At 55.8% G+C, this 4,302-nt stretch carries 5 protein-coding genes; 4 read left to right on the top strand and 1 reads right to left on the bottom strand.

Going from position 1 to position 4,302, the window contains the following annotated elements:
* The first annotated feature begins 507 nt into the window (after positions 1–507).
* From INT29_RS19760 to INT29_RS19745, 4 genes are all read left to right on the top strand, one after another.
* Complete coding sequence (locus INT29_RS19760) at positions 508–855, top strand: lactococcin 972 family bacteriocin (protein WP_193073259.1); 348 nt, start codon at positions 508–510, stop codon at positions 853–855.
* A 94-nt stretch (positions 856–949) separates the two neighbouring features.
* Positions 950–2,245: a hypothetical protein gene (locus tag INT29_RS19755; RefSeq protein ID WP_193073258.1), complete on the top strand. Its 1,296-nt coding sequence runs from the start codon at positions 950–952 to the stop codon at positions 2,243–2,245.
* A gap of 1 nt (position 2,246) precedes the next feature.
* Positions 2,247–2,960: an ATP-binding cassette domain-containing protein gene (locus INT29_RS19750; protein ID WP_226831516.1), complete on the top strand. Its 714-nt coding sequence runs from the start codon at positions 2,247–2,249 to the stop codon at positions 2,958–2,960.
* Entirely contained in the window at positions 2,957–3,958 is a 1,002-nt protein-coding gene (locus tag INT29_RS19745) for a hypothetical protein (RefSeq protein ID WP_193073256.1), read from the top strand. Before INT29_RS19750 ends, INT29_RS19745 begins: the two co-directional genes overlap by 4 nt.
* 52 nt (positions 3,959–4,010) lie before the next feature.
* Here INT29_RS19745 and INT29_RS19740 read toward each other — a convergent pair.
* Positions 4,011–4,302 (bottom strand): helix-turn-helix domain-containing protein (locus tag INT29_RS19740; protein ID WP_193073255.1); only part of this gene is annotated, 292 nt, incomplete at its 5' end.

Genomic DNA, 4,302 nt, shown 5'->3' with positions numbered 1-4,302 from the left:
CAGAGAACCAATTAGCTATCGCATAGCCGCTGGACTGCTAACAGGGGCCCAATCAAGTGGCCATAGGGTTACTAGTTCGTGCGTCGATCAAGAAAAATAGTAGATTCCCGACCGTGTAGTAGCCACAGGACCGGTATCCTGCGGTAGAGCAAGTCCTCAAGTGTCTATGTTCGCCGAATACTTCACGTCTACTTGCCAAAGTGACCTGTCGGATCGATACGACAGGTCACCTCGAGCGTACGAGCTTGAAGTGGACGTCGTGGCTCATGCCGAGTACCGATCCGTGCATCAGTCCCACGGCTCTGGTTGCTGAGTGAAAAAGGTCGAAACTTCATACTATCGTGCGATGTGCTTTGCGGAACTTCTCGTTAGCGTGACTAATTGGTCAATCCTGACCGTTCACTGAAGAATGATTGATAGAAACATGAGAGTGGAGTGAAGACTTCAAAGACGATAGCGACGGTTGTTCTCGCGCTTGCTCTGTCGGCAACTGGTGCGACTGGAGCAATGGCAAGTGACACCTCCTCCAGCAACGTCAGCGCCTCAAGCGAACAAGCGACCTCAGGTGAAGCCATTGTGCAAGATGAGGCAACAGGGGAAGGCTTCACTACCCAGGCGAAGAAGAGCCCGGGCGGTGGAACATGGAACTTCGGTAGCGAGAAAGTGACGACGAAGGCCGGAAAGCAGAAGAAGTGCTACTCCCACTACTTCCACCGCACAAAGCGCCACTCTGGCACTGCGATCATCGGCTCCGTCAATGTGACGAAGACCGCCAGTAAGGGCAAATGGGCCAACGCGAACGCCTACGGCAAGAGATCACAGACCTGCAAGACGAAGTGGAGCGCGAACGCGTAGTCAAAGCCGTTCGAGTATCCTCATCCGAGCTGGGGTAGGCCGAAAAGTCGGCCTACCCCAGCTCGGATGATCTTCTGCTAACGATAGGAAACCTATGCGGATACCTTCCAAGAGTGGCATCAAGACTTTGGTGGCATTCGGGATAAAGTCATGTGCCGCGGGGGTGCTCATTGCCGTGGCTGTCGGCCTCTTCAGCGCCTTCGCCCTCGTTTCAGACGATGCTTCGGCACTCACTGACTGGAGTGAAAGCACAGACTATGCCGTTTACTTCCCACGAAGCAATGGAGACGACCTCCAGGCCATCAAGGACGGCACTGACGGAATCTCCAAAACCGTAGCCGAACGCATCTACCCCGAGCTTGACGATCGCGGAGGGATCTACGTCGAGGCAGCTGACATGGATGTTGTCGGAGACGACCCTGTGCTGCCCTATGTTCAGATGAGCGTGAACACCAACTATCTTGAGAAGTATCCCATTCTCGATAGCTCAGGAAAACCCATCGCGGTTTCAGATGAAGAAACTGACTGGGTCATCGCTGTTCCGGAGACTTTGAAGGATCGTGAGGATCTGATCCGAGACTATGTGCAGGAATCACGCAATGGCCCATCCGACAGCGACGTCGAATACGCAGAAGCAAATAGCTACGAAGTCAGTGACGCAGTCCGCAAACAGAAGGTTCGCATCGTATGGACACAGCCCGGCCAAGATCTATTCACGTTTGACACCCAAATACGACCGAAAGAGGGCAACACGTTGCCTGACCCCATCGTCACAGTGATGACACGCTCGAACACAATCGCCAGCGATTGGGAGAACACGATCACCGGTGAAATCGACACTCCAATGAAGGTGCGAGTCGATGGAGACCCTGAGAAGGTTTACCAAGAGCTGCTGCCCCTGTTCGAGAAGTACGAACTCGATGACAACTTCACTGCACTCGTCTACCCTGCCGATGCAATCAACGAGCAGTTTTCCCTCTCATCTGAGGATGCGCGTTGGTTGATCACTGCCGCAGTTGTGGCCGGAGCCTTGACCGTGGTCTTAAGCATCGTGGCTGTAGTAGTCGCCTATGAACGATGGCGTGTGCACTCAGCTATCCGCAGACTCCACGGTTACTCGAGGCTCAAGAGTTTCGGGGAGGTCTTCGCGGGGCTCGCAACGTCCTGGTTGCTTCTCATCCCTGCCGCTCTGGTGGCAACCACCAGTTTCTATGTTCTCGGAGGCCATGTGGCGATCCCAGAGTATTTCCATCCTCTGGTACTTCTCGATGAATGGCCGGCTCTCCTTGCTGTCACTGGCTCCGTTGTGCTCGTGGAGGCAGTCATCGCCATCGCTGTCGTCATGGTCTTCGATCGCCGCCATCCCGCTCTCCGCCTCAAGGAAATCTGATATGCCCAGCCGTAAAGAAGTAGACCCTGTCGTTTTCGATAACGTCGAAAAAACCTACACCGGACGGACTGTACTCAGTCACGCTAGTTTCTCTGTCAGTCCCGGGGAAATGGTCGCATTCACCGGGCCCAGCGGGTCTGGGAAGTCGACGATCCTCAATCTCTCTGGACTCCTCGATTCTCCCGATGCAGGCGAAGTTCGACTTTTCGGCACCACAGCACCACGGCCCCGCTCACGAGACGCCACTCTGTTCTTGCGGCATCGCCTCGGGTACCTGTTTCAAAACTTCGCTCTCATTGGCTCCGCGACGGTGCGCGAAAACCTGAAAGTCGCTTTGACCTACTCTTCCGACCGCAGTGATCACGCAAGGCAGATCGCCCGCATTCTCGAGCGCGTGGGTCTGCCTGGATACGAAAATCGCCGCGTCTACTCTCTCTCCGGAGGAGAACAGCAGAGAGTAGCCATCGCGCGCCTTTGGCTGAAACCATGCGAACTCGTTCTCGCCGACGAACCCACCGGATCACTCGATGAAAACAACCGCGATGAAATCGTCAAACTCCTGAGGGAAATGAGCGCCGACGGACGGACCATCCTCCTCGCAACGCATGACCTTCGAGTAGCTGAAATCTGTACCAGAACCGTAGAAGTCGCCTCCCTGAGTAAACACGAAGGAACATCAAACCAAGACGCAGGCCACGAGGACGCACCTTCGTGAGAAATTTCGTCGCGGTCACCCTCTTCTTCACGTTCATCATTACAGCAGCTCTTGGACTGACCACCGAGATTAAGCGTGCGCAGGAAACCGCGGCTGAGGGTCTCACCCAAGACATGGCGGTCTTCATCTGGCCCCGCGATGTACCTGTCCAGGATCCCTCGGCGACAGAACGTATTCTCACTACCGCGGCGGATGAGAACAATGTCAATCTCGTGAGAAGAACCGTTCGCCAGTCAGATGGAAACGGCCTCGACCTCACCTACTACATTCGACTCAACCACCCAACGAAGATATTTGACCGTGCACGCCTCGTAAGCGGAAACACGCTGACCAACTCCGAAACGCAGGCGACAGGGACAGTGCTGTCGACTAAACCCGGTGCTACGAAGGAGACTCCGCAGAGTCTCGCGAATAGCTACGACCTCACATTCCGCCCGTTAGAAGACGTGTTCGCGAACCTCCCAGCGATTGGTGTCTACAAAGCCGAAACCGATATTCGGAGAGATTTCGAGAGTTTCCTTGAAGCAGTCAGCCGGCAAGTAAATGAAGAGATCCTCAAAACAGATCCAGATGCAGCATTGACCACCCCCGCCACGTTCGTTGAAGACACTGGCGATGCAGTGGATGCCGAACCGTTGTCTTCAACGCCCCTTCTAGCGCTTTCTGGCACCCTCGCCGCGCTGGTCATTGTGGCTACGATCGGTGCGCTAGCTCGCGACGCTGCGGCGCTGGGGGTGCAGCGATTGCACGGCTACTCCCTCATTCGAGCATGGTGGTCACGGTTAGGGCTGAGAGGGGTACTCAGCACTGGCGCGGCCGCATTATTGTGCATCGCAGTGCTGCCATGGATACCTGGAATGGATTTCGCAATCGCGGTGCGAGTTCTTGCAGTCCCATTCATCAGCACAACCGTGCTCACGGCAGCAGCTTCGCTGTCCGGGGTGTTGATCATCAACCGGGTCCGTGTCAGCGATCTTGTCAAAAAACGCTTCGCATAAAATCGACTGCGAGCATCTCGTTCGGCGTCAATAGGTTGACACGCTCAGCTCCTCAGGAATCGGGAGAGCAGGCTCCCGTTCCTTTGATTGCGTTGTAGAGAGTCTGCCGAGAGACCGCGTAGCGTCGGGCAGCCTCGGCCACCGAGATTCCCATGCCGGCCCTCGCTCGGCAGGCTTGCACGTCTTCGTCAGTGAGCTTGCGCTGATAGACGCTTTGAGCTTTGGCCAGCTCGATCACCTCGCGCTGGGGTTCGAGGGTCCGCCAGCGCTCGAACTGGACTGCCCCGTTACTGAATATTCGCTTCGCTGGGGTCCACCAGTCGTGCCTCTGGGCGCCAGTGATC

The organism is Brevibacterium sp. FME37 (assembly GCF_014897485.1).
In the GTDB taxonomy this organism is placed as follows: Bacteria; Actinomycetota; Actinomycetes; order Actinomycetales; family Brevibacteriaceae; genus Brevibacterium.
The sequence above is the reverse complement of the archived record's forward strand: the minus strand, read 5'-3'. Positions and strand labels throughout refer to the sequence as shown.